The sequence below is a fragment of the Thermococcus sp. 4557 genome (genome assembly GCF_000221185.1).
Taxonomy (GTDB): Archaea; Methanobacteriota_B; Thermococci; order Thermococcales; family Thermococcaceae; genus Thermococcus.
This window is the reverse complement of the sequence record NC_015865.1, coordinates 1,133,223-1,158,278: the sequence shown is the minus strand read 5'-3', so window position 1 is coordinate 1,158,278 and position 25,056 is coordinate 1,133,223. Positions and strand designations below refer to the sequence as shown.

Here is a 25,056-nt window from a genome sequence, read left to right as displayed (position 1 = left end):
CGTGAAGTAACAATTGGAGGGCAATAGCAAAGAAAAAGAAACTCACTCCCTCACAACGACCGGGAACTCCTCCCAGGGGAAGACTATCCACTTGTCGGTGCGGAAGACGTAGAAGTCCGGAACCACCTTCGTCCAGGGCTTCATGCTGAGGCAGGCCACCCTGACATCCTTCGCTCCGGCTTTCTTGACCTCCTCGATGACGACTTCAAGGGTCTTCCCCGTGTCGCTGACGTCGTCGACGATGACAACCTTCTTGCCCTCCAGCGAGCCGTGGAGCGGGATGGTTATCTTCGGCTTCTCCATCCTCTCCTCGATGTCCTTGTAGAACTTGACGTCGATGACCTTGACCTCCAGATCGCCGAGGATGTGGCTGAGCCTCACGGCCGGGATGAGTCCGCCCCTCGCGACGCCGACGATAACGTCGGGTTTGTACTCCCTCAGCCTGTCTGCGAGCGCGAAGATGGCCCTGTCAATCTGCCACCACGTGAGATAGACTTTGTCCATGACAACACCTCCGAATACCCAGTGTTCGGGTGAAACCTAATTAAGGCTTTCGTCTGAGTGGCAGAAGTTAAAACTTTTGGCTTAAAAAGGATGTGTTGACACAAAAATGTTGAACAGAAAAGGGGATGAAGCGGCGTCAGCTTATCACGCACTTGCTCCATCCACACCTCGGGCAGGTGGCGCAGCCGCTCTCCATCTTAAGCTCCACCAGCTCCCCGTCCTTCTCATAGCATACCGGGCAGTACGCGATGCCCAGGAGTTCCTGTATCTTCTCCTCGGGGACATCAGCCGGTTCCGCGTGGTGCGGGTGCTCGTGGGCCTGCGGCTTGGGCGCCGTGACGTGGGAGACCGAAAAGGTCAGCCCCACGCTCTCGGCCTTCTCCTTTCCGTTGGTCCCGTTGAGTATAGCCTCAACGTTGATGAACTTGGAGAGCCAGGGCTCGGCCTCAACAACTGCTTTGAGCTTCTCCACGGCGTACTTGCTCGGCTTGGCCTTGACGCGCTGCTTCTTCTCGCCCTCAACGCTGTAAACCTGCACCGAGAGCGAGCCGTCGCGGTAAACGGTTATTCCCTTACAGCCAAGTTTGTACGCGAGCAGGTAGGCCGCTTTGACGTCCTCAACCGTTGCGTCGTTCGGCATGTTTATGGTCTTGCTCGCGCTGTCGGTGAGCCAGAGCTGGATGTTGGCCTGCGCCAGGAGGTGGTCGAGCCAGTGGATGTCCATGGAGGTTACGAAGACGCGCTGGAGGTCCTCCGGAATCTCCTCAAGGCCCTGAACCGAGCCGTAGTTGTCGCTTATCTTCTTGAGTATCTCGTCGCTGTAGAGGCCGCGCTTCTTGAGCTCACTCTCGAAGACGGGGTCAACGTAGTAGAACTCGCCGACGGTGACGCTCTTCTTGTAGACCAGGGCGAATATCGGCTCGATTCCGCTGGAGGTGTCAGCTATCATTGAAACCGAACCCGTTGGCGGGCAGGTGGTGGTCATTCCGTTCCTCACACCGTGGTGCTTGATCTCCTCGGCCAGCTCGTCCCACTGCAGGTTCCATATCTCGCGGTGGTAGAAGCCCTCGACCGGGAGCTCACCATCCCTGTATTTGCTCTTTTCGTAGAGCGGGAAGGGTCCGCGCTTTTTGGCGGCCTCGACTGAGTATTTGTAGGCGTAGAACGTGAGGTACTCGGTGGCCTTCCTCATGAAGTCGTAGCCCTCTTTGCTGTTGTAGGCTATGCCCAGCTTGAAGAGCGCGTCCGCCAGACCCATCATTCCAACGCCTATTCTCCTAGTAAGTTTGGTGTTCCTGTCTATCTCCGGCAGCGGGAACTTGTTGACATCGATGGCGTTGTCGAGGTACTTGGCGACCTTCTGGATGACATAGGCATACTCGTCCCAGTCGAAGTACGGCTGACCTTCCTCGTTGTATTTCACGAACTTTGCAAGGTTAATCGAGGCCAGATTGCACGATTCGTAGTCGTAGAGCGGCTCTTCTCCGCATGGGTTGGTCGCACGGATTTTCTCGCCCTTTGCGGGCTCAAGAACGTTCCTCTTGTTGATGACGTCGAAGAACACCACACCGGGGTCTGCCTTCGCCCATGCCATGTAGGCGAGCTCCTCGAAGAGGCTCTTGGGGTCTATCTCCTTGACCTTCTCTCCAGTTCTCGGGTTGATGAGCGGGTAGCGCTTGCCCTCCCTAAGGGCCTCCCAGAAGTCGGCCCAGATGCCCACGCTGATGTTGAAGTTGCTGAGCACGTTGGTTCCGACGTTCTTCTCCTTGGCGTGGATGAACTTCTCTATGTCCGGGTGCCAGACCTCGAGGATACCCATGTTCGCCCCGCGCCTCACGCCGCCCTGCTTGATGACGTCGCTGACGGCGTCGATGAGGTGCATGAACGAAACTGGCCCTGAGGCAGCTCCGGTCGTAGTTCCAACCAAATCGCCTTCGGGACGGAGTTTCGAGAAGTTCAAACCGGTTCCGCCACCCATTTTCTGTATCATGGCCACGTCGTGGGCCGCCTTCATTATGCTCTCCATGTCGTCCTCTATCGGCACAACGAAGCACGCCGAGAGCATCCCGAGCGGCCTGCCCGAGTTGATGAGCGCCGGACTGTTGGGCATGAACACCTGGCTCGTCATCAGCCTGAAGTACTCCTCAACCTCGTCCTCGTAGCGGTCGAAGGCGCCGTTCTCGAGCATTTTTATTACATCGTCTATTGGAACCTTCATCTGGCCCTTCTCGGCCAGCTCGCGGTAGAGGTTGAGGAGCCTCTCGAAGTGGTACCTGTTGAGCTTGAACCTTCCGATGGAGAGCTTCCCGTCGTACTCGTCGAGGAGTCCCATGTAGTGCTCTACCCTGCTTAAGTCCTGCTCGTGGTTTCCGTCCTTATCAAAAACCCTCTCATCGTAGAGCAGGTCAGGGATGACGGCGAGAACGGAGACGCGCTCGAAGAGCTCCCTGGGGCTCTCAATTATCTCTCCCTTCTCGTTCTTTATCAGGTAGCGTGAAGCAAGGACGCGGAGGGCGTTGATGGAGAAGCGCTTGTCTATCTCGTCCAGCCTGTCCTTGTTGAGTATCTTTTTCTTCTCCTCGCGTATCTCGGCCTTTCTCTTGCGGTAGAGGATGTAGGCCTTTGCCACGTCGAAGAGGCCGACGCGCATGAGTTCAAGCTCGACTATATCCTGGATGTTCTCTATGTGCGGGGTTTGGCCGTCGTACAGCTCGTTGACCCTTCTGACGACCCTTCTGACGACTCTGTTGAGGAGCTTCTCATCGCGAACGCCGACTTCAAGCATTGCCCTCTGTATAGCCCACTTTATACGCTCTTTATCGAACGGGACGATTCTGCCATCCCTTTTCATCACTTTTTCAACTGGCATATAAACACCCCTGACATACAGTTATCTATCGTTGCCCCTGTTAGGAGAAGCATCAGCATGGCCCTATGGTGCGCCCGGTAAATATACCTTACCCCACCCAGTGTTGCCACGGTGACGAATTTGGGCTTCAAAATTTGCCCGGAGGGTGAAGGGATAGAAAAATGGGATGTCGGATAATTTATCCATGCGTCAAAGGGTTTCGTAGACCAGTTTAAGCCGGTAGGCGTGTTTTAGCTCCTCCCCGGCCATCATTTTGAATATGTGTCCCAGGGAACCGTCCAGTATCTGGGCGAGCTTTGTGTAGAGCTCGTGGGCGTGCTTCTCCCTTACGAGGGCATCCAGAATCAGCTCCTCGAGGCTCTCGGGCTTTGCCCTCCCATCCCCCAGCATCGGTTCGAGGGACAGGGAATCGAGGTAGTCTATAACCGCGGTTCCCTCCAAACTTCCCTCGGCGAGCAGTGTCTCGAGGGTTCTCCTGTGCCTAAGCTCTTCCTCCGCCATCAGCTGAAACGTCTCCACCAGATCGGGCCTCTCAAATGTGGCGAAGGTCTCACCGAGCTTGTGAAGGTTGTACAGCTCGTTCTCCTGCCAGACCAGCCTCTCAAGGAGTTCCCCAAGTTTCATTCCGATGCCTCCACGAAGGTCTTCAGGTAGTCGAGGAGCTCCCTCACGCTCGGAAGGATGATGTTTGGGACTATGCCGGTTTTTTCAACATCCCCCGGCGCGTTTACGCCAGTCAGGACCATTACCGCCTTCATGCCGAAGCGTTTGGCGAAGACGATGTCGGTGTCGAGCCTGTCGCCGACCATCCAGATTTCATCAACGTCCCCGAATCGCCCCAGCCTCTCCCTGGCCACCTCGAAGGCAGGCTCGTTTGGCTTGCCTATCACCAGCGGCTCCACACCCGTTGAGGCCCTCAACGCGGCTATTATCGCCCCGGCCCCCGGGTGGATGCCGTCCTCCGCGGGGTAAGTGGTGTCGGGGTTGGTGCCTATGAACATCGCGCCGTTCCTTACCGCCAGCGTTCCGTACTTGAGCTTCTCGTAGGTCAGCTCCGGGTCGAGACCGACGACGACGTATTTGACCTCTTTCCATCCTCCCCTTCTGGCTTCATCTACGCCAACGACCCCCCATCCGAGGCGCTCCATCTCCCTGTGCAGCCCTTCCCCGCCGATGACGAAGATTTTCCCCGGTTCGAGGTGCTTTTCCATGTAGAGCCTCGTTGCCATGCCGGAGGTTACTATCGCCTCCTCGGGGACGTCTATGCCCATCGAGATGAGCTTATCCCGGTACATGGAGGGGTCCTTTGTGGAGTTGTTGGTGAGGAAGATGAACGGAACACACTTATCCTTCAGGAATCCTATCAGCTCCCTGGCACCGTCAACCGGTTTGTTCCCCCTGTAAAGAACGCCGTCCATGTCGAAGATCAGGCCGATTTTTCTCAGCATGGAAAAAGAATGGGGTGGGGGGTTTAAAAGCTCACTGTCCCCAAGCGTCGTGTAACCTAAATGTGCCCCTATCCAGCACCTTTCCGTTCCTCTCGTAAGTATACCTTACGACGGCGCCCTCTTCCAGCTCCGGGGGAAGGGAGAACTCATCCAACCCCGTCACGTCGTAGCTCTCCTCGAAGACCCTGGTTCCGTTGTCCATAAAGCCCTCGAGTACCAGGCGCGTTCCGGTGGCGTTCGTGAACTTCAGGACGGCACGTCCCTCCCTGGAAACAACGGCCACGTTGGGGTGTTCGAATCTGAAAATCTTGACGTATCCTCCGTCGGAGTACACCATGCTGTATCCCGGCAGGCTCTCCGTGAACATCAGCCTTGCGAGGGTTGTGTTGAAAGCTTTCCAGTTCATAAGAACTGCGTAGCCGTAGTTCAGGTTTATGTACACGAAGGCCTCCGCCTTTGGGCCCCCTGTGACGTTTACAGCCTTCGGCCCATGTCCGCCCTCCACGAGGGCCCCCAGCGGTGAGAACGCACCTTCACCCACGCTGACCACGATGTTCCAGCCGTTCTTTTCAGGCCGGGCCGTTATTGAGTACCCGTCCTGCGCGAAGATCAGAGTGTTCCCGCTCTCCTCAACCAGGGGGATCGGTACCATTGGGTAGTCCTTAACCGGAACTCCTGCAGTCTTCAGCACCGCCGGGAACTTGAGAACAGCGTCGTAGGAGACTATGACGTAATCAACGCCGAGGTTCATCAGCTCCTCCTCGCCGACGAGGCCGAGGTAGTACCTTGCCGTCAGTTGGTCAGGCACGCCCCTGGAGGGAGTTGCCCTGTGGGAGAAGTACGTCACCCAGTACCCCTGATCCCACCAGGTGAGGACGACATCGTTTTTGTTGGACGTTTCCCCGAGCGCCTTGAGGGCGGTCTCCCATTTCTCGTTCACGAAGGGCCTTGCGTTCAGTGTGTGCTGGACCCCCAGGACGCCCGGCGGTATTATCAGGAGTGCCACCACCGCTGCGGCGATGTATTTCCTGTTCTTGATACCTTTCTCACTCAGGAGATTCATCAGCTCGACCGTCCCGATTCCTGCCAGAACCGCCACCGCCAGCGAGCCGATGAACAGGAATCTGGTCCAGAGGGCCATCATAATGACCCCTGGAATTGCGAAGCCCAGAACGATGAAGTCGGATAGTTTAATCCGCGAGGGCCTCATGCGGAGGGCAAAGAAGGGGGCTGCGAGCAGGAGGGTTCCGTAGGAGATCCATGCGTCCCTCAGGGACGTCCTCTGGGTCTCGGCTATGGCCTCGTCCCCAAACCTCTGGAGGAACGTCAGAAACACGCCCTCCACGAAGCCCCTGTAGTGGATCGCCACGATCACCCCAGCGAGCGTTATGACGGCTACGAGGGCCGCCCTGTGGCGGATATCTTTCAGAACGTGTGAGGCCGCGAGGAGGAGGACTATCAGCAGCACCACGAGGGGAACGGCGTATTTCAGGTATGCGAGCAGGAAGGCGTCCTTCACCAATCCAAACTCCAGGCCCAGCTTTTCTGCGGCCGCAACTCCGTCCGGACGGTTCCAGCCGAACATGCCGTACCCGAGGTGGGGGCCGAGGAAGTTTGCCACCAGGGCACCCACTGCAGCTGAGAGTGTCAGGGCGAGGGAATCAATGAAAGCCCTGGGCTTTCTGAGGAGCAGGCCCCCCAGGGCGAGGAATGCTGCGTTGGCGAGCAGGAGCACGAATATCAGATAGTAAGCACTCCAGAATCCGGCCGCCAGCCCTGCCGCGAGCCCGGGAATCAGGTAGAGGATGAGCACCCCGCGTCCCAGCTTCTCCCTGAGCTTTGGGGAGAGCGCCAACCCGATCCCCAGGAGTGCCAGGGAGTACCAGAGCAGCAGGTAGTTGTCGCCGCGGTAGTAGTTCGCCATCGAGCGGAAGATGTGTCCGAAGGAGATCGCCATGAATACGGCGGAGAGAGCGGCTTCTGTGTTGCTGTACAGGTCTTTGATGGCGAGGTACACGAGGATGATGGTCACGGTGCCCACTACTGCGGGGGTCACGCGGAATGTCTCATCGAGGGATACCCCAAAGGGGGAGAGAAGTTTGTACAGGTAAAGGGGCGGCATCCAGAACCCCTTCGGATGGAACTGGTCAATCAGCATTCCCCAGGGAGCGTTGGCGTAGGGAAAGAAGTTTACCCAGCTCCCGAGGGCGGTGGAGTACTCGACGTATGCCGCATGGAAATATGTGTCGTAGCCCAGAAAGTAGCTGAACCTCAGGGGTATCAGACGGAGCGTGAGGGCTAGGAGTATTATACCGGGAAGAAGATACCTTGTTTTTATAAGGTCCCCCGGGCCGACCCGGGGCTCCTTGGTTTTTGGCGCATCCACCTGAATCCCCACGGGGATACCTTCGGCTGGAGTATTAAAAAGTATTGTGTTTTCATCGTGTGAGGGGATATTTTTAAATTGGGTGGGTTACTAGCTCTAGTGGGGAGAGTCCGGAATGAGGATAGCGTTCATCTACGATGCCCTCTACCCCGAGGTCAAGGGAGGCGTGGAGCGAAGGCTCTACGAACTTGGGAAGCGGCTGGCCAGGAAGCACGAGGTTCACTGGTACACCTTTGGATGGTGGGGGGGTAGGGGGACTATTGAGCGGGATGGGATAACGATCCACGGCCTGGGGAAGCCCGTTGAGCTGTACAGGGGCGGTGTAAGGAGTCCCCTCGAGGCCTTGCAATTTTCCCTGAGGGTGCTCATGGGGGAGGTTGACTCGTACGATGTGGTGGACTGCCAGGAGTTTCCTTACCTTCACGCATACCCGTCCCGTCTGAGGTTCGGGGACTCGGCGGCCTTCGTTGTAACCTGGCACGAGTACTGGGGCGACTACTGGGGGGAATACATTCCTGTGGGGTCTTCGGTGGGGAGGGCCATTGAGAGGAACCTCCTGCGGCTGACTGAGAATCACCTCGCCGTTTCCATGCACACGCTGGACAGGCTGAAGGAGCTGGCGAGGCTTAACTTTGGCTTCGTTCCCAACGGCATAGACTTCGGCCTCATACGCTCGGTTGAGCCCCATCCCGAACTGCGGTACGACGCGGTCTTCGTTGGTCGCCTCATCGAGCACAAGAACGTGGGGCTCCTCCTCGAGGCTCTGCGCATAATACTGCGTGACGTTCCCTTGTTCCGGGTTGGAATCGTGGGGGACGGTCCCATGAGGGGAGAGCTTGAGCGGATGGCCCGCGAACTGGGGGTTGAGAAGAACGTGGACTTCCTCGGCTTTCTTCCGAGTTTTGAGGAGGTAGTTTCCGTCGTCAAATCCTCACGGGTCTTTGCGTTCCCTTCCATCAGGGAGGGATTCGGGATAGCCGTGCTGGAGGCCAACGCTGCCGGCGTTCCGGCGGTCGTTGTCAGTGCCCCAATGAACGCCTCCGCCGACCTCATCATCGCGGGAAGAAATGGTCACGTCAGTGACCCTACCCCCGTGGACTTTGCAAGGAAACTCTTATTAGTGTGGGAGGACTCTCACCGCATGAGGCGTCCTTCCGTTTCATACGCCCGCGGATATGACTGGGACAACGTTGCAAATCAGCTTGAAAGGTATTACAAAGGTGTTGCCAATGGAGCCTGAGATAACGGTAGTACTGCCCACCATGAACGAGGAAGAGGCAATATCCATAATGCTGCCCCGTATAAAGGATGTCCTCGAAAGGATGGGCGTTCCCTATGAGATCGTGGTCGTTGATAAGAGCACAGACAGGACGCCGGAGATAGCGAAATCCATGGGGGCGCGCGTGATAAGGCAGGAGGGGAAGGGCTACGGCGATGCATACCTGACGGGTTTCAGAAACGCTCGGGGCAGGTTCATCGTGATGATGGATCCCGACGGTAGTTACGACCCCGAGGACATCCCGAAGCTCCTGGAACCCCTCTTCAGAGGGGAAGCGGACTTCGTCATGGGGACTCGCCTTAAGGGGGAGATGGACGATGGGGCCATGCCGTGGCTCCACAGACGCATTGGGAACCCCCTCCTCACGTGGATACTCAACTTCCTCTTCAAGGCGGGCATAAGCGATGCCCACTGCGGCATGAGGGCGATACGAAGGGACGCCCTTGAAAAACTCCCCCTCCAGTGCAAGGGGATGGAGTTCGCCAGCGAGATGGTGATCGAGGCTGCAAAGAGAGGCCTTCGTACGGTGGAGGTTCCGATAAAGTACCACCCGAGAATTGGGGAATCCAAGCTCAGCTCCTTTAGGGATGGATGGAGGCACCTGAGGCTCATGCTCCTCTATTCCCCCTCGTACCTCTTCCTCCTTCCAGCAGTAGTTTTCATGCTGGCTGGAGTTGTCCTGATGGGGTACGCTTACTTCATCAGGTCGGAGAGGCTTCACACCCTGATCCTCGGTAGCGCACTGACCCTGCTTGGCTTCCAGATACTTGGGTTTGGAATCTCAGCCAGGGTCTACGCCGTTAAAGAGGGTCTCGACGAGCCCACCCGTCTGACGAGGTTCTTCATGAGGTACTCCATACTCGAGGAGGGGCTGCTCGTTGGCGGCCTGATGTTCATCGTCGGCGTGCTCCTGGGAATTTATATCTTCATGGAGTGGAGCTCGTCCGGTTACGGGGCCCTCTTCATGCTCAGGGAGGCCGTCCTAGTGCTCACCCTAACGACCCTGGGGCTGTCGGTGATATTCTTCTCGTTCTTCGTCAGCATCTACATGCTGAAGGGGGAGCATTGATGGGACGGCGCAGGATCCTCATCGTTTCTCCCTATTTCTATCCCGAGGGCGGCGGACTGGAGAGATACGCCCTCGACATGGCCAGGGCGCTGTCCGGTGAGAACGAGGTCGAGGTTCTCTGCATGACCCGGGGGAAGGGTGGTGTTGAGGACGTTGGGGGGATACGGGTTCACCGCGTTAGGCCAGGGGTGATACTCTCCAACACCCCCCTGAGCCTGCGGTTCGTCCTGAGGGCAGCCGCGATGATTCGGGATGCGGACATGGTTATTGCGCACACTCCGGTTCCCTTCGCTGCCGATGTGGCGTCCTTCCTGGCGAAGCTCCGGGGAATTCCGGTAACTGTAGTTTACCACACCGTTGGACTCAAGAAGGGCGCCAGGCTGCTTGACCTCGTTTCTTCAATATACTCCGCGACCCTGGAAAGGCTCACCCTCCGCGGGGCAGAGATAATCGCCGTTTCAAAAACGGTCTGGGAGCATCTGCGCGGACTCGGTTACAATCCAGGTATATCGCCCCCGAAAATCGACCTTCCCGGGCGCTCCTCCTTTCAGAAGGGTGGATCCGGGGAAAAAGTGGTTCTCTTCGTTGGGCAGATTGGCAAGTATCACAGGTTCAAGAACCTCGATCTCCTGATCAGGGCGTTCTCCAGGCTCTCAGCCGAGTTTCCGGAGTGGGAGCTCTGGGTCGTCGGGGACGGGGATCTTCTTGATGAGTACCGGCGGCTGGCCCTTGAGCTCGGCCTCGGTTCGAGGGTCCGGTTCTTTGGCAGGGTCAACAGCCCTGAGGAACTGGCGGGAATATACTCGCGAGCAGGGGTTCTCGTTCTTCCCTCTTCTTTCGAGTCCTTTGGAATGGTGGTCGCCGAGGCCCTTGCCTTCGGTGTTCCCGTCATCGTGTCGCCCAACGTGGGGGCAAAGTTTCTCGTTGAGTCGGGCAGGAACGGATTCGTTCTGGAGGATCTGAGCGTGTCGGCCCTTGTTGATGCCATGAGGTGGGTAATGGACAACCCAAAGCTCCTGAGGAAGATGTCGATACTGGCGCGCGTGGGGTTTGAATATCGACCCGATATTTGATGACTGGTTTTTGAATGTTACCTAGGGTGCTAGGAATTGGTCCCGGACTATGTATTATTGTATCCCATTGAATCAGAAGTGGCACATGGTAAACAATTACTCCATATCATGATTACGACTAGAAATCATCAATGTTAAGAACCTACTAAATTTAATGTTTTTCTATTCTTAAATCTTACACGTAATCTACGCACAATTGTCGGGTTACGAATTACAATCTAGTATATGAGTGTTGTTAATCAAAGAAAAGCTTATATATTCTAAAACACTATATGTCGAGTGGGGTTACCCCCCGGTACCGGGATAGAGAGGTGAATATGGTATGAGAAGGAAAACCCTTAGTTTATTGTTGGCTTTGTTTGTTTTAGCAGCTGCAGTGCCCGCGGCAGTAAGCATCTCAGTGCCAACCACACCGATAACGTTCCAGCCGCTTGCGGATGACTCATTGCCTGACATCAACTTCATAGCTCCACCCCAGCTATCCAACGACACTACAAACGCCACCAATGTTGAACTGACCCTGTACTTCAACAACTCGCTCCTGGACCTTCCAGGTGGAGGGCAGGGACTCATCAAGGTTGGTTTTACTGGGATTTCTCCGTTCGACGTTACTCAGGTCTCATTGGTCTCATTCAAGATCAACGGAACTGACAAGACCGGCAATGTTGTAAACGTTGTACGCTACCAGCAGGATCCGTCCGATCCAAACGTCCAGTCGGTGTTCATTTACGTCAACATACCGATAGCTACTACTGACACGGTTGAGATAGTTCTCGGCGGCCTTAAGAACCCGGAGATTCCGGGAACCTATACCGTTAGCGTTGGTACCTACGTCGGTGGAAACCCGAGGTCTTCGGGCACTGCACCGGTTGTCATCAAGGGTCCCAAGCCACCGCTCAACCTGCCGAAGCCGTTCCTCATTAAATGGCACTACAACGACTCCGAGTGCGGTGGCTGCAGCCCAGATGAGCACTATGACATTATCAACTACGGCGATCTCAAGAAGACCTTCGTCAAGTACCTTGAGGACGGTCCTGTGTATACGATAAGCTATCCGCTCAGCTACACGCTTGACTGTAGGGACAGCAGGTTCGACTACAACGTCTACGCCTGGAACCTCAGCTACCAGAACCTGACCTTCAAGGGAATTAAGATATTCGTGGACAACCAGCTCAGGTACTGGCTCCCGGCCGAGTACTTCCAGACCTACAAGGAGTGCATCCTCATCAGCGATGGTGAAGTCAGCTGGGGTGTTATCACCGAGAACTTCACCAGAAAGGTTCCCGAGGGTGCCAATGACTACCTCCAGGGATGGGATCTAGATGAGGACCATGGCTTCGTGCACGCCGAGCCTGCCGACATGGTCGCCTACTACAACATGGGCTATGGATGGGCCCTCACTACCTACCCGACCGGCTACGAGATAGATAACAACAGCTACATAATGACAGACCCCATGCGGCTCATCGACAACACCAGCGCTGACGTTAAGACCTACACCGGAACCGTTAACGCCACCTTCACCTATGCCCTGGCCCTCGACCCGAACGTCACCGTCACCCTCCAGTACAAGGTGTACGACCCAACGAACGGCTGGAGCACCAACTGGATTGACCTCCTGAGCTTCACCGAGGCCGACGACACCCCGTGGAACACGACCTCCGTTAACTTCTCCGTCAGCGGCGTCACGATGATTAAGTTCAGGTTCATAGTGACGTACACCCATGTGGACGAGTTCACCAAGCCCGGTTTCGCCCTCTTCAGCTTCAATGTCATCAACGAGTACGTGAAGGACTGCGACACGTTCTACGCCGTCAACGAGCTCGACAACAACATCACCACGCTCTACGTTTACAACCTCAGCCAGATACTCCGCGAGTACCTGTACCTCCAGGGCATGGAGAAGACCATCGAGCTCGAGGCCATCTACGAGCTCCACGGCGAGCAGCTTGAGAGGTACGACCCGATACAGGTCGCTTCCCAGGACTTCACGGTCCGCAGGGCCATCTGCCTTGAGCTTGGCCTCTGTGACGTTCTCCAGAACGCCAGGTACATAGTCGAGGGCGGCGGAAGCTGGGCCCTCGGTTCACCGCAGCCGTACTTCGGATGGAGCTTCGACGCCGACCAGAACCCGGTCATAACCACCGGCCACGGCACCCTGGCCGCCGACAACCTCGGTGTGCTGTTCTACCTCAGCCAGGCCGGTGCCAACGCCAGCAGGGTCATCTTCGACGACAACCCGCAGTACGTTGACCTCACCACCGGTGAGATGCCTGGCCTCCAGCCGGGAGACATCGTTATCCTCGTCGGCGGCAGTGGAGTCAACCTGCCGCTCGGATACTACGAGTACACCGAGGGCATAGCGCCAGTCGTCAGAAGGCCGCCTCAGAACGGAATGTACGATGCGTTCGTGCTACCGAACGGCACCGTTGTCGAGTGGGTCGGGCCGGACGAGCAGTGGTACGATGTCAGCAGGGACATATTCGTCATCCAGTGGTTCACCACCGACGACGGCGTCCTAGTGTTTTCAATTGAAGGTGCCGGCGTTGACGGTACTGTCGCAGCTTCCTGGCTCGTTGACTGGATAATTTACATGGGATACGGCCACCAGCCGCTTCCGCCGAGCGGATACATAGTGGGAGAGTGGAGAGAGAGCAGTGACGACTACGTATACTGGGAGGAGTCCATATTCGCTCCCGCCTGGATCAGAGGCGCTCCGGACGACGTCAACGGCTTCAGCACCGGCGACGACATACTGCACATCATGTACATGAGCGACCCAGGACTCTTTGGCCTTGAGCCTGGAGATGTCATCTGGACCGACAGCATCCCGAGCTGCTACTGCTACTACTGGGACTGAAGTGAATCTTGAAGGTTTCCTTTTTCTTCCTTTTCAGGTTTTGTTCTAACTTCTGGCAAAAGTTTTAAATTCTCGGGGGTTTATCCTGAACGGAGGGACACGTGGGGGTCTGTATGAAGCGGCGGTGGATTTATCCTCTGGCTCTAATTGCGGTGGTGCTGTTGGGGGCTTCCCTGCTGGTTGTGACGCTCAATCAGCCTCATTCTCAGGGTTACACCAAGGTCTATTTTGAAAGCGACGTCTTCCCCAGGGTTGAGCCGAACAGGACGTACGAGCTTGCGTTCCTTATTGAGTCCCATGAGGAGGGCGTCAGTACCTATGTGTATACGGTGTATCTCGATAACTCCTCGATAGAAACCGGTAAGGTCACCCTGAATCCGGGTGATATCCAGAGGGTTCAGTTCAGCTTTTCCATCGATGCAGTTAACTACTCCGAGCGCGTACTGCTGGATGAAACGAGGGTTCTGAGGGTGAACGGCTCTTCGGACGTTGTTGGTGCCCCGCGGGCGTACGGCATTGACCTCACGAGATTCAACCTCACCGGGGACGATCTTATCCACGTTCTGGAGAACTTTCCCCTTATGTATGTTGCCAACGGGACCTCAATTATCGTCAACACCACTGATGGAACCAGTATTTCGGACGTTTCCCGGAGGAAAGACGGGGACAGGCTCATAGAAGTCCACAGGGAATTCAACCTAACCCGCGATGGTGACGGGTACGTGATCTCTCTGAGAACACTCAAGGTGGAGTACGTTCCCCACCCCGTGGAGATACGGGTCGTTGTCGTCTCCAGTTCCGGCGAGAAATACTCCTTGAGGGCCCTTCTGGAGGCAGGGGGGTAAAGCAAGTTGGAAGTGGCGGTGCTTACCTTTATCTTCATTCTGGGGGCTGTCTCGGTTATCCTGTGGGGTAAACTGGGCTGGGGAGGGCGGCTTCTTCTCCTGGCGTTTCTCGCGTTTGTTCTTGGGTGCTCTATACGCTGCGGTTTCGGCAGGTACTTCACGGCGTTCGATGAGAGCTATTACATGTCCCTGATGGGGGATGTGTATTTCTACAGGAAGTGGCCGTTCTCTGGCTTTGTCCTCCCCTTCCTCCTGATGGGGATATTCCATACCTTCCGTTTGGAGCCCCTGCGGCTCGTCATCGCGTTTTCACTTGCGGTGTTTGTCATGTACGTTCCCGTCGTTTACTGGTTCTACCGCAGGGTTGGTCTCTCCCGGGAGGTATCAATACTGTCGGTCCTCTTGCTCTTCCTTTCGAGCTACTACATCTGGGCCGGACTGGAGGTGAGGCCCCAGCAGCTTGGGCTCCTCTGGGGACTCCTTGTCACCGTTTACTATCTGAGCAGCCACAGGGAAATTCGGGATGCTGACTTCGTCGTGCTGCCGCTTCTGTTCGTCTTCATGGCTTTGATCCATATACTCTCCTTTGTTTTCTTCTCGGTGCTGTTGATGCTCTACACGGTTTACATGTCGCTGTCCGAGGACCTCTCCAACGGGCTATGGAGGAGGAATTTTCTGCTCGTCGCCCTATCTTCGCTCGCCGGATTGCTCACGGTCCTCTGGTTCCCCCCGTACGGCAGGATGGTGGGTGCGGTCATCTGGATTGTGGAGAACATGAGGCTCGTGAGTGCCCTCCACCTGTCGCAGGGGCTTTTTAAGCTCCTTGCGGTCGGGGGTTATCTTCTAACCGTCGCCTTTGTGTGGCTGGTGGTTTCGTTCCTTCGCCGGAGGAGAGGGCTGCTTGTGAGAGCCTGGGGGTTCCTCGTGGGTATGGTGAACAGGTTCTTCGTCCCTATCCTGCTCCTGGCCGCGTTGGCGTGGGGAGTCGCGGTGTATCTCCAGTTCCTGCTGAACTCGGCCGTTTACAGCACCGTTTACAGCGGGTCTCTGCTGGCCTTCGTGTTCTTCCAGCTTGGAAACATCTTTTTTGGCTTCATGCTTGTGTATTCCCTCCTCGATCGGATTCGCGGCGGAAAACTCCAGACCCTGGAGGTCCTGGCGGTTTCGTGGATGCTGATCGGGGGCGCGATGCTTGCGATCTCGTTCCTCATGCCGAGGACCGCGGGGGGCTGGGGCTTCAGCAACTGGCTCGTCAGGGTTCTCCAGTACTTTCCGGTCTTTGGCGCCCCCCTCGTGGCCAGGATAATCCACGAGGATCTCCGGCATCTTCCCGATGAGTTCAACTCCTTTTCGGCGAAGTTTTCGGGAATTGGACTGACGATTCTCCTGGCTTCCCTGATATTCATCAGCGGCATGAACGTGGCCAGGCCGTCGGCGTTCTATACCTACGATGCGGTGATTACTGACGAGGCCCTGGACGTGTCCCTCTACCATCTGAAGAACGATGGAATCGTCGCGTGGAGGGACGCCTCGGATTTCAGGAGCTTCGTGCTGCTAAACTTCTTCCGGGCGGTATCTCCCGGGACCAAAACCACCGCGTGGGACTCCAGCTATCCTTACCTTGTTCTCTCCTCCGACGATTTCAGGGTTTACCGGTCGTGGTACTCCACGTCCACGCTGGGGTCTCTGGCCGGCCGCTCATTTTTCTCCCTCCGGACCTCCGGCTTCGGCTCGCCCGACAGGGAAGCGGAAACGAGGTACTCTGTGCAGATTTTAAGCGGGGTGTACTCCCTGTCTCTGATGAATGATGCCGAGTGCGGTGGCCTCCTGGATTCAGACACATCTCTCATCCTTATTGGGGCGGGTTCGAACGACTGTACGGTCATTCTCGGGGGTTCCGGCTCCCTTTTGGTTTCTCTGGGCCCTGATGGGGTTTCTACCCCGATGCGCCTCTATCCCCTCCCGGAGGCCCCTGAGAACTGGTGGGACGTGGGGGAGGGATACTTTGTTATTCAGGCCGTCGAGAACCTTCGGGGCACGCCCATCCTTGTTATTGCAGGAACGAACGTGGACTCAACAATAGCCGGGGTCTGGTACTTCGTGAATGAAGTTTATCCGAGGATCAGGGGGGATTACTCCGATGTTCACTACATCGTTGGCCTGTGGGAGGAGGCGGACGGTGACGTCTGGCCCGGTCTGAAGTTCGACCCCTCCGACGGCAACGGCTTCAGTCCCGGCGACAGGATAACGGTCCTGGAAACCGGCTGAGCGCGCCGCGTCATGGCTTAACTTCCACGTTCAGCTTGAGGCTCTGGACCGTCCCGTTTATTGCCTCCAGTATGAGGTCCTTCGCGGGGGTTTCCGCGTAGTTCCCGTCCGCGGGGGCTGGGGGGAGCTCGGGTTCATCGTCCTTGAAGAGGAGGAACCACACCTGCCATTTGCCGGGTTCCTCGATGCTGAAGGTGTAGTTGGTCTCGAACTGCGGCGTCCAGTTGCCCTCGATGTTGACCGGGACGCTGGGCAGCGTCACGTTGAACCAGCCGGGCATCGGGTACATCCCGTGGATTATCGTGGTGTTGGTGGTGTTGTCCCACGTCAGGTTCACCAGCCATATCTGGACGTGGTATGTTACGTTGCGGTGCTCGTGGTTGACTATCCCTATTATCACCGTCCCGTTCTGACCGACCCTGAGCTCCGTCGGGTAGTTGTCGGCTATGCCCTCGGGTCCGAGGATGTAAAACTCTGTGAATGCCTCCCCCTGTTTGGGGTGGGTTACCACGTAGCCGAGGGTTCCGATGGATGTTATGATGGCGATTATCAGGATGACCGTCAAGGCCCTGTCGAGTTTGCTCGACTCATCCCATTCGAGCTCTCTTTTGACCTGTTCGAGGGTTATCCAGGGGATCCAGGGCTCGAAGGCCCCTGTCCTGCGGTGGATGGCGATGAGGGAGAAAACGATGTTGAACGCGGTGAGGCTCACCAGGATGGGGATAAGCCGAATGCCCCAGGGGGTGTAGTTCAGGCCGAGGCCGATGAGGGGTACTACCGCTATGCTCAGGCCGAAGCTGAGGGCGAGCCTTTCAAGGTTGTCCAGCTCGGGCCTGTTTGGGAAGAGGGCGGTTATAAAAACGTAGCCCGGGAAGAAGAGGACGAAGGCGAGGCCTAGGGCCTTTCTCGCTAAACTGTCCGAGGCATAGAATATGAGGAGGTCGAGGATGATCGAGAGGGCGATGATTGTGAGCAGATCCCAGTACCTCTTCAGGCCCATTCCATCCACCTTACCCGGAGTAAAATACTGGGTTTAAAATGGTTTCTTAGACCGACACCTCGATCCGCCGGGATTTTGGTTAAAAACATCAAGTTATGGGGCTGTTTTTTCTTTTCTTTCAACGTATCTATTTATTTGCGGTGGTTAGAGCATGTTTTAAATAGGTTAACAACAAAATATAAGTTGATGAATATCAACGAATCGGCCCGTGGGGGGTTGATGATGAGGGTCGGGGCGTTGTTTTTGATGCTACTGCTGATGGAAGCAGGTATCGTTGGGGCATACCCCATTACAGTTGATGGAGATCCCTCCGATTGGCCCTCCGAGCTGGATATTCAGAATTCCGGGATATCCCCAGGGGAATCCGGGTACGTAAATGGGGTCTGGGTTTTTCATGATTTGTCGGACGACCTGAACCAGTACGGGGGTGATAACCCCGGCTATGATATCAAGTACTTCATGATAACGTTCGATGATACGTACGCGTTCTTCCTGATGGTTCTCAACAGTCCCGCGGTGTTTGACAGCCCTGAGTCTCCCCTTGTGATAATCGCCCTCGGCAATGAACAGTACCAGGGAGGGAAAAATGGGTTTGACCCGACCATCTACACCGGTTCAGGGGCCCCGTGGAATCCCCTAGGCAGCGACGTTCAGACCTCAAAGGTCTGGCAGAGGGAGATCGTGGTTAATCTCAGCAGAATTTCCGGAAACTCAATCATCAGCGGCTCAAACGCCGCGTTCTGGGTTTACAACTCGGTTAGCGAGGGGAACGTCAACAGCTCAAATGACCTCGCCGCGGTCAACTACGATAATGGGGTTGTTGAACTCAGGGTTAGACGGGACGAGCTGTACCTCCAGCCCGGTTCGGGGGTGAACAGTTTCTATCCCTACGCTTTGATCGCCAACAGGACGAAATACGGTACTGAATGGTATACGCAATATTATTATCTCGCCATGGATGTGATGTCCAATGTCACAACTGATGATGAGGTGGGCGACGGGAAGATCGACTATTCGCCCGCGGTTGATGTTTCCCAGGTTCCCTTCTTCGGCGGTGACCTGTCAAGGGCGGCGCTGGTGGTGCTGTTGGTTGTTGGTGCCATCCTGCTCTTCGGGAGGCGGTGAGCGGCTTTCCTCTCTCACCCGTTTTTTGCTTTCTCAGCGTTCTTTGGGCGTTTCAGAACCCACCACCAGTATCCGAAGACGTATGCAACGAACATCATGTCCCCTATGTGTGAGTGAAAGAGCTCCAGGAACGATATCCCGCTGTGGTAGCCGATGACAAGGAGCGTGAATATCCTGACCGCGTTAAGGGGGATTATCCCCAGGGCCCCGAGGAGCAGAAGTGAAGCCTCTCTTCCGTCCGATTTCCTGAGGAGGATCAGAAGTCCTGCCGCGAGCAGGTACAGGATAAACGCGTCCAGCCCGGAGCAGCCGGAGCCTATTATCACCATGCTGCTGCGCACGACAGCAACGTTGCCCCTAACGATGATGGGGACGTTGAAGACGTCTACCAGGCCCCGTACGAGGTGGGAGGTGATGTCAACGAACGCGCCGCTCAGGAGGTTCAGCAGTTCGACCCCTTCCCGGAGCCTGAGAACCGCCGCTAGAAACACCTCGAGTACAGGCACCGCAGAGGGCACGAGTATCGTTTTTGCATCAAACAGAACGAGGGAGACGCCGAGGAACAAAACTGCCTGGAATGTTGATGGGCTTGGATTGTCCCCCCATCTGTAAATCAGGAACATGGGCGAGACGCCGATTAGGAGGATACCTGCGATAGTATACGCGTCCAGCCGGAGGGGCTTTTCCCGGATGTTGCCCCGGAATGTGAAGAGAACCATGCCGTAGATCAGCCCGAAGTATAGTGTGGGGAGGGTCTGTGTTGCCCCGAAGATCGCCGCGGAGGTTATCAGGGTGAATATCAGAAAACCCTCACTCCTCCTCACGCAGACCCGCCTCCAGGAACTCCACGTCCCGCCTCTCGGCGAAGAGCAGGAATATCAGGCCGAGTCCGATCACCACCAGCGCCTGGGCCGCGGGGTCGGCGAGCCTCTCCCTGGCCAGGTACAGGAGGAGTGCGGAGCCCCCAGCCCAGCCCGCGAGGTAAGCTGAAACCCTCCCGAAGTTCTGGTGGGCGGTGTAGAATGCCGCCGCGGCCAGTGCGGTCATGAAAGTGTAGTCGTTCAGCGCCGCTGCCACGAGGATACCGGAAACAATCATAGTGTCCCTGTCAAAGCGGATTCCCCTCAGAGTCTCGTCGAGGGAGAGGAAAACGGAGATGCCGGCCACGACTGCCGCCTTCAGGCCCGCCGCTTCGTAAACAGACGCGCTTGGGAGGGTGGTGGTGAGTATGATCGCGTAGGCGTAGAACGCCACCAGCGCTCCGTTCCGGCTCTTTATTCGTATGAGGTAGACCGGGATGACCAGGAGGAACGCGGGGTTTCCGAGCACCACTGCGGCGAGGATTGACGACACCAGCCCGATCATAGCCTTCTCACCACCTTCGGAAGGACGTCTCCCGGCCCCACTTCGATAACGTTGATCCATCCCATGACCTTCCTCATGACCCGTTTCCTCTCGCGGTACGCTGTGTACAGGGATTCCAGCTCCCTCTCACCCAGGCCTTTTCTGTCTGCGAAGAGGATTGGGTTGGGGTAAATCAGTACTGCCTTGTTCCCTTTTCTCCTGAGGATTCTGGCCGCCTTGATGATCTCGCCGGGATGCAGGCCGAGGTCGTCCACCATAACCACGTAGGCCCCGGGTTCGATGCCCATCGCCGCCTTCACGATCCCGGTGGCCGTGGAGCCCCTCCTGAGCTTGAGGGCCAGTTTGCCGATTGAGGACGCGGGGGATGGACTCGCCGGCCTCAGGGGCGGCAGACCCTTCTCCTCCCTGAGATCGAGCTTTGATGTGACGATGAGGGGATCCGCCGCGTGTTCGATGACCCCCACCACCCCGGCGTCATCGTAGGCGACGACCCTGACCGTGTGACCGAACTTTCTGAAGTACGCGGTGAGCTGGGTGATTATGAGGACGAGGTAGTCTATCTTGCCCCTCTTTATCTCGCGTCGGAACTTCCCGTCGACGTTGACGAGGATGTAGATGTCGCTCAGGGTCTCGCGTTTGAAAACCCTCACTATGATGGTCTGCAGCCTCGACGTTGCCTTCCAGTCTATCTTGGATATGTCGTCGCCGGGCAGGAACTCCCTCAGCTCCTCGAAGTCCAGGACCTCCGCTCCAACCCCCAGGGCCTTCTCCGCCTCTGCGAGGGCTTCAACCTGATGCCTCTCACGCATGGCCTCGCGTATGCTCCTGAGCGAGGGGAGAACGGTCATCTCCCCGTGCTCCTCGACGGGGAACTCCTTCCTGAAGAGCCCGAGCGGGTCTTCAAACACCGCCCTTGCCTTTGGGCGCACCCTGCCCTTTGACTGTGGGACGATGGTCTGTTCCAGGTACTTCCGTTCTCCCGGCCTCAGGGGGATTTTCAGCCCTCTGGCGAAGAGCTTCTCGGAGGTTTCGGCTATGTGCAGCGTACCTCCCATGTTCGATTCGTTGGTGACCTCTATCTTGGCTTTCACCGGCTCCTTTTCCATCCCCCTTGCCGGCAGCTCCCGGACTATCCTGACGTCCGGTGTGAAGCCCAGCCTTGCCAGGGCGTAGTGGGCCATCATCATGGCCGCGACAAGGGCCCCGGCCGGGCTGCCCGTTAGGTATGCGGTCGCCCCTGCCACTGCCGCCAGCGAGAGTACCACTTCTGCCCTCTTCATTCCGTTGGCACCTCAACCCTTTCCAGAGCGTCCCCGACAATGTCTTTTCCGTTCATGCCCTCAACCTCGTATTCGGGTTTAACGACTATCCTGTGGGAGAGTATCGGTACGGCGAGCTCTTTGACGTCGTCGGGGATGACGTACTCCCGGCCCTCGAGGTATGCCTTGGCCCTAGCGGCGTAGAGGAGGTGTTCGCCCGCCCTCGGGGAAGCTCCAAGGATCACCCTCTCGTCGAGCCTCGTCTCTTTGAGTATTCCGTAGATGTAGTCGATTATCGCGTCGCTCACGTGGACCCTCCGAACCTCCCTGAATGCCCTGGCCAGCTCGCTGCTGAGAACCGCCTGGCTCGCCTCTGAGAACTCCCCGAGACTCTTTCTCCTCAGCATTGTCTTCTCGCTTTCCTCCGAGATATAGTTGAGGTCTATCTTCATCATGAAGCGGTCAACCTGGGCCGTCGGCAGCTCGTAGACGCCCTCCATCTCCACGGGATTCATCGTGGCCAGCACTATGAACGGTTCGGGCAGCTTCAGGGGCAGACCCTCTATGGTAACCTGTCTCTCCTCCATCGCCTCCAGGAGGGCGCTCTGGGTCTTGGGTGAGGCGCGGTTTATCTCGTCCACCAGAACCACGTTGGCGAATATCGGGCCCTTCCTTATCTTGAACTCGCCCTTGCGCATGTCGTAGAAGGTGTGGCCTATTATGTCGGCGGGCAGCAGGTCCGGGGTCATCTGGATCCTTGTGAACTTGAGGCCCAGCGTCTGGGCGAAGTTCCTGCTCAGCGTGGTCTTGGCTATTCCCGGGATTCCCTCCAGGAGTACGTGCCCGTTGGCTATCAGAGCTATCGTCATCAGCTCTATAACGTCGTCCATTCCTACTATCGCCTTTCCTACCTCTGCCCGGATCTTTTCCAGTATCATCTCAACCACCCATCCGTTCCAGCATTTCCATTACCTCTCTCTCGTCCCAGCCCCTCTCCCTGGCGAGGGTCAGGGCGAGCTCCTCAACGCTCTCGTTCCGTCTGAGGAAGCGCGATACGTGCCGCCACACGAACCCCCCGAGGATGCCGAAGACCCCCGTTTCCCTCAGGAGGATGAGGGCGGCAACGATAAGCATGAGCTTGATGGCCTGGGCCCTTGGAAGCAGCCGGGTCACCGTGACGGTGCCGGCGGTGTACATGTTGAAATCGGGGTGATGGGCCTCGTCGAAGTAGAACGTGCCCCCACCCAGGTACTCGATCAGGTTTCTCAGGAAGGGCTCGTTCTCCCCGTATAACTGGTTTATGAGTATGTCCGGGTCCGAGAGTATGATGACCCTTCCCTTTCCGTACCTCATCTCCGTCAGCAGGGGGAACATCCGCCTGTGGAAGTTCACCATGGCCACCTTACTCGCGTAGGTCTCTCCACTGCGGGCGACTATTATTGCGGAGGGGTCGTTGGTGACAACCTTCGTCACGTTCCTTGCGAGGAGGGGGTCCTCTATCCTAACGGACACGATAAGCCTGTCGTCGCCCTCGTAGAAGAAGTCCCTGAGGGGGTACCTGGAGATACCTGCAGGGAGGTTCAGCCCCCGGAGTATCTCGTTCCCCGTCCCGAAGTCGTCCGCTATGAGGAGGGTGTTGCCGCGCTCCAGGAAGAGCTTTATCTGGTTTATCTCCTCCCCCGTGAACGTCATGTTGGGCCCGATTATGAGCAGGACGCCGTTCAGTTCGCTGACGTTGACCGTGTCGAAGGGTCCCAGGATCGGCACGACGGTCCTGCCCCCCCGGTATGCCAGCCGGGCGAACTTCGAGGTGCCGTCCCAGTCCGTGTTGAACATGCTGTACTCCGTGGAGCTCTTGAAGAGCGGGACCGTCAGCGGCATTGTGATGAACGTGAATATGAGGAGCAGCAGTATCATGTATTTGACGGTCTTGTTCACCGCCCGTCACCCCCGAGGAGTTTCTCAACGCCCTCCCGGAACTCCCTGATTTCATCCTCTCCCAGCTCCACCTCCCCGTAGACCGCCTTCTCGTGGAGCAGGGTGACCCTCTCGAGGACGGGGTACAGCTTCCATCCCTCAAGGGCCCTCAGGGCCTCCCTTGGCGTCAGGTTCTCACCAACTCCGAAGGCGTCCCTCAGCCTCCTCCTCAGGAGTCTGTAGGCCTCACCAACGTCATCCGGCACGTAAACCGGCTCCCCCATGGGGGCGGGCCCTTCGTCCCGGGATGGGGTTTGATGGGACGTTCCGCGTCCTCCCCCGCCGGTTTCCTCTCTCTTCCTCATCACGATGACCGCAGCCACAAGGGCAACCGTAAGGACTCCGATGACCAGGTAGCGCGCGGCCATGCTCTCGGGCGGGATCACCGCCAGCACGATGACGTTTGATGATGCCCCGGCGTAGACGTCGCTGCCGGGAAACTCCACATGTATTTCCAGGGTCCCCGGCTTTTCCGGGGTGATAGTGAACGAAAACGTGCCGTTCGAGGGCGTGACGTTGAATGCCGGGGAGCCGTTTATGTAAACGGTGAGCGGGACTTCCAGTGCGGGGTCTATGGTTCCCTCAAAGGCGACCTCCTTCCCGGGGGCGGTTTCTGTGGGGCCGTCCAGGCCTATCGAGACCGGGTACTTCCTGAAGACGAGGGTTACCACCCTCGAAGTGCCCTCGTGAACCTCGTCTCCCCCGAAGGTGAGCGTAACCTTAATCGTTCCTGCCCTGTTCAAACGATACCTCCTGGAAAAATCCCCGTCGGGCCCCGTTACCACCGTGGAATTTCCTATGGAGACGTTCCTCTCCCCGAGGGGCCTCCCGTAGTAGTCCACGAGCTTTCCGCGGAGCTCTATCGTCCCGTTGATGAACGTGGAGTACGTCCCATCGACCACGAAGGCTGTGGATATCTTCCCCACCGTGACGCTGACCGTGTTTGATCTCTCGCCGCCCTGGGTGGCGTATATCTCGTACGTCCCGAGCTCCTCAAAGCGGTATTCTTTCGAGAAGAAGCCGTTCGAGGGCATGACGGCCAGGAGGGCCGTGGAGCTCCCGTCCGTGATTACTATGGTGACCGTTCCGTTGAGGGGGCAGGTTCCGAATATCGTGACGGTCCCGTTGAGCATCGGGTTCCTGTCAGAGACCCCCAGGGTGAACTCCCCGGTCTGCGGCACCTTCGATGCGAGGGCCTTTATCTCCTCAAGCCGTTTTCGAACCCCTGACGTGTCGAAAACCAGAACCTCGGTTCCGTTCCTCAGCTTCATGCCCTCTATGGCGTCCAGCAACGCCTCCATCTTCCCCGCGGTTCCCAGAATCCCTGCCGCCAGCTCCGGGTCGCCGCCGGTCTGGAACTGGAGCGTGAGCTCGTCAAGGATCATCAGCTGCTTCGAGAACTCGTAGAAAGGGGGGAGAACGTGCATCACGGTTAGATTGACGCCCTTCTCCCCGTAGTACAGGCTCTCTTCGTGTAGGAGCTCCAGTTCCTGGAACGTGGTGTTGGCCAGGGTGAGGGAGTAGCTCTCGTTGGCCAGGGCGTACCTCAGGGAGTACTCGAACCTGGTGAGGACCTGTGAGAAGTAGTCGTACAGAAAAACGTCCCTCTGGGTGGGGGCTTCGACGGCTTTCCCCGCTGTGGGGGGGAGCGATCCGATGATTATGAACGCGATTATTAAAAGTGCGGCTCTCCGCATCGGCATCATGCCCATAAGGCATAAAAACCTTT

General features: G+C 57.1%; 19 protein-coding genes. 7 read left to right on the top strand and 12 right to left on the bottom strand.

Annotated features, from left to right (window positions below; translation table 11 throughout):
• Positions 1-42: 42 nt before the first annotated feature.
• The 5 genes from GQS_RS06135 to GQS_RS06115 form a co-directional block, all read right to left on the bottom strand.
• Positions 43-504 carry a phosphoribosyltransferase gene (locus GQS_RS06135; RefSeq protein WP_014012802.1) on the bottom strand — a complete coding sequence of 154 codons (462 nt, stop codon included), beginning with the start codon at positions 502-504 and terminating at the stop codon, positions 43-45.
• Positions 505-640: 136 nt separating this feature from the next.
• The gene (locus GQS_RS06130; RefSeq protein ID WP_014012801.1) at positions 641-3,373 is read right to left on the bottom strand and encodes an adenosylcobalamin-dependent ribonucleoside-diphosphate reductase; all 2,733 of its coding nucleotides are present in this window, start codon (positions 3,371-3,373) and stop codon (positions 641-643) included.
• 189 nt (positions 3,374-3,562) lie between these two features.
• The gene (locus GQS_RS06125) at positions 3,563-3,997 is read right to left on the bottom strand and encodes a ferritin family protein (RefSeq protein ID WP_014012800.1); all 435 of its coding nucleotides are present in this window, start codon (positions 3,995-3,997) and stop codon (positions 3,563-3,565) included.
• A complete protein-coding gene (locus tag GQS_RS06120) occupies positions 3,994-4,821 on the bottom strand; it encodes an HAD-IIA family hydrolase (RefSeq protein WP_014012799.1) in 828 nt (275 codons plus the stop codon). The genes GQS_RS06125 and GQS_RS06120 overlap by 4 nt, the downstream gene beginning before the upstream one ends.
• 31 nt (positions 4,822-4,852) lie before the next feature.
• Entirely contained in the window at positions 4,853-7,219 is a 2,367-nt protein-coding gene (locus GQS_RS06115; RefSeq protein WP_238515717.1) for an oligosaccharyl transferase, STT3 subunit, read from the bottom strand.
• A 103-nt stretch (positions 7,220-7,322) separates the two neighbouring features.
• Between GQS_RS06115 and GQS_RS06110 the strand changes: the two genes are divergently transcribed.
• The 6 genes from GQS_RS06110 (at position 7,323) to GQS_RS06085 (ending at position 16,601) form a co-directional block, all read left to right on the top strand.
• Entirely contained in the window at positions 7,323-8,447 is a 1,125-nt protein-coding gene (locus GQS_RS06110; RefSeq protein ID WP_014012797.1) for a glycosyltransferase family 4 protein, read from the top strand.
• On the top strand, positions 8,437-9,555 hold the full coding sequence (locus GQS_RS06105) for a glycosyltransferase family 2 protein (RefSeq protein WP_014012796.1): 1,119 nt from the start codon (positions 8,437-8,439) through the stop codon (positions 9,553-9,555). Before GQS_RS06110 ends, GQS_RS06105 begins: the two co-directional genes overlap by 11 nt.
• Positions 9,555-10,628 (top strand): glycosyltransferase family 4 protein, encoded by a 1,074-nt coding sequence (locus GQS_RS06100; protein WP_014012795.1) that lies wholly within the window; start codon positions 9,555-9,557, stop codon positions 10,626-10,628. Before GQS_RS06105 ends, GQS_RS06100 begins: the two co-directional genes overlap by 1 nt.
• 322 nt (positions 10,629-10,950) lie before the next feature.
• Positions 10,951-13,488: a hypothetical protein gene (locus GQS_RS06095; protein WP_048056542.1), complete on the top strand. Its 2,538-nt coding sequence runs from the start codon at positions 10,951-10,953 to the stop codon at positions 13,486-13,488.
• A 113-nt stretch (positions 13,489-13,601) separates the two neighbouring features.
• A complete protein-coding gene (locus GQS_RS06090; RefSeq protein ID WP_048056541.1) occupies positions 13,602-14,333 on the top strand; it encodes a hypothetical protein in 732 nt (243 codons plus the stop codon).
• 12 nt (positions 14,334-14,345) lie between these two features.
• The gene (locus GQS_RS06085; RefSeq protein ID WP_148236372.1) at positions 14,346-16,601 is read left to right on the top strand and encodes a hypothetical protein; all 2,256 of its coding nucleotides are present in this window, start codon (positions 14,346-14,348) and stop codon (positions 16,599-16,601) included.
• Between the two features lie 10 nt (positions 16,602-16,611).
• On the opposite strand, the gene GQS_RS06080 is transcribed toward GQS_RS06085, so the two are convergent.
• Positions 16,612-17,601, bottom strand: coding sequence for a DUF1616 domain-containing protein (locus tag GQS_RS06080; RefSeq protein ID WP_014012791.1), 990 nt, complete (start codon positions 17,599-17,601; stop codon positions 16,612-16,614).
• Between the two features lie 219 nt (positions 17,602-17,820).
• On the opposite strand from GQS_RS06080, the gene GQS_RS06075 reads away from it, so the two are divergent.
• Positions 17,821-18,726 carry a hypothetical protein gene (locus GQS_RS06075; RefSeq protein ID WP_048056539.1) on the top strand — a complete coding sequence of 302 codons (906 nt, stop codon included), beginning with the start codon at positions 17,821-17,823 and terminating at the stop codon, positions 18,724-18,726.
• Between the two features lie 14 nt (positions 18,727-18,740).
• On the opposite strand, the gene GQS_RS06070 is transcribed toward GQS_RS06075, so the two are convergent.
• From GQS_RS06070 to GQS_RS06045, 6 genes are read right to left on the bottom strand one after another with little or no spacing between them, the layout of a single operon-like run.
• Entirely contained in the window at positions 18,741-19,550 is an 810-nt protein-coding gene (locus tag GQS_RS06070; protein WP_014012789.1) for an archaeosortase/exosortase family protein, read from the bottom strand.
• Positions 19,537-20,091 (bottom strand): hypothetical protein, encoded by a 555-nt coding sequence (locus tag GQS_RS06065; RefSeq protein ID WP_014012788.1) that lies wholly within the window; start codon positions 20,089-20,091, stop codon positions 19,537-19,539. The genes GQS_RS06070 and GQS_RS06065 overlap by 14 nt, the downstream gene beginning before the upstream one ends.
• Positions 20,088-21,371, bottom strand: coding sequence for a DUF58 domain-containing protein (locus tag GQS_RS06060; RefSeq protein ID WP_014012787.1), 1,284 nt, complete (start codon positions 21,369-21,371; stop codon positions 20,088-20,090). The genes GQS_RS06065 and GQS_RS06060 overlap by 4 nt, the downstream gene beginning before the upstream one ends.
• Positions 21,368-22,288 carry a MoxR family ATPase gene (locus GQS_RS06055; RefSeq protein WP_014012786.1) on the bottom strand — a complete coding sequence of 307 codons (921 nt, stop codon included), beginning with the start codon at positions 22,286-22,288 and terminating at the stop codon, positions 21,368-21,370. Before GQS_RS06055 ends, GQS_RS06060 begins: the two co-directional genes overlap by 4 nt.
• Before the next feature lies 1 nt (position 22,289).
• On the bottom strand, positions 22,290-23,288 hold the full coding sequence (locus GQS_RS06050) for a DUF4350 domain-containing protein (protein ID WP_014012785.1): 999 nt from the start codon (positions 23,286-23,288) through the stop codon (positions 22,290-22,292).
• Positions 23,285-25,024: an Ig-like domain-containing protein gene (locus tag GQS_RS06045; RefSeq protein WP_048056642.1), complete on the bottom strand. Its 1,740-nt coding sequence runs from the start codon at positions 25,022-25,024 to the stop codon at positions 23,285-23,287. Before GQS_RS06045 ends, GQS_RS06050 begins: the two co-directional genes overlap by 4 nt.
• Positions 25,025-25,056: the final 32 nt, after the last annotated feature.